Source organism: Pelotomaculum sp. FP (assembly GCF_004369245.1).
GTDB lineage: Bacteria > Bacillota > Desulfotomaculia > Desulfotomaculales > Pelotomaculaceae > Pelotomaculum_C > Pelotomaculum_C schinkii.
This window is the reverse complement of the sequence record NZ_QFGB01000150.1, coordinates 1-1,106: the sequence shown is the minus strand read 5'-3', so window position 1 is coordinate 1,106 and position 1,106 is coordinate 1. Positions and strand designations below refer to the sequence as shown.

The 1,106-nt window shown below is 55.6% G+C and carries 1 protein-coding gene; it reads left to right on the top strand.

Translation table 11 applies throughout. The annotated features are described in order from the left end of the window. Nucleotides 1-1,106, top strand: a 1,106-nt coding sequence (locus Psfp_RS21130) for a xanthine dehydrogenase family protein (RefSeq protein WP_153189579.1), incomplete at both ends; no start/stop codon positions are given.

Genomic DNA, 1,106 nt, shown 5'->3' with positions numbered 1-1,106 from the left:
AGACCGCTCTGGCCGTAGATAAAGTCCGCTTTTATGGTGAAGGCGTGGCCGCTGTTGCCGCCATTGATGAAGAGACCGCCGAGGCCGCCTGCGACCTGATTGAAGTAGAATACGAGCCCCTGCCGGTATTATTGGATCCCTTTGAGTCTATGGCGCGCGCAGATGAAGTACTGATTCATGAAGATAAACCGGGCAACTTCCTGCACACAGGCGAGCAGATCTACGGCGACGTGGACAAAGCCTTTGAAAAGTGCGAGTACATTTTAGAAAGAGAATTCAAAACCGGCCGGCCGCAGCACGGCTATATCGAGCCGATGTCCGCCGTGGCCAGCTATGACACCCAGAGCGGCCAGCTGCACCTGTGGGCCAGCAGCCAGGTTCCGCACTACCTGCACCGCCAGATGTCCATCGTATTAGAAATGCCCATGAGCAAGATCCGGGTTACGCTCCCCGCAGTGGGCGGCGGTTTCGGCGGCAAGGGCGAGGCAGCCTCATCGGAATTTGTGGCCTGCCTTCTGTCCCGTAAGATTGGCCGGCCGGTCAAAGTAACTTACGACCGTGATGAAGTATTCTTCACGAGCAAAGGCCGGCACCCATGCTACATGAAATGGAAAATCGGTCTGGACAAAGACGGTTATATCCAAGCTGTAGAATTTGACAATACTATGGACAAAGGCGCATACGCAGGCTGGGGCGTCGTGGTGATGTTCTACACCGCGTCGATGGTGCACCTGCCCTACAAAGTGCCCAATGCCCGCACCCATGTAAGGAACGTTTTTACCAACAAGCCCAGCTGCGGCGCCCAGCGTGGTCTCGGCGGCGTTCAGCCCAGGTTTGCCATGGAGTGCATGCTGGACGAGCTGGCTGAAATGATGGGGATCAGCCCGTACGAACTGAAGATGAAGAACGCCGTTGAATCAGGCTATACAGCCATCAACAACATGTACGTGCCGCACACCGAGTACAAGAAATGCCTGACGACCGCGGTAGAAAAATCGGGCTACCTGGAAAAACACGGCAAGCTGCCTTTCGGTAAAGGCATCGGCCTGGCCGGCGGCTATTACATTTCCGGTACCGCCTATACCCTCTACCAGTCATATAAGCCC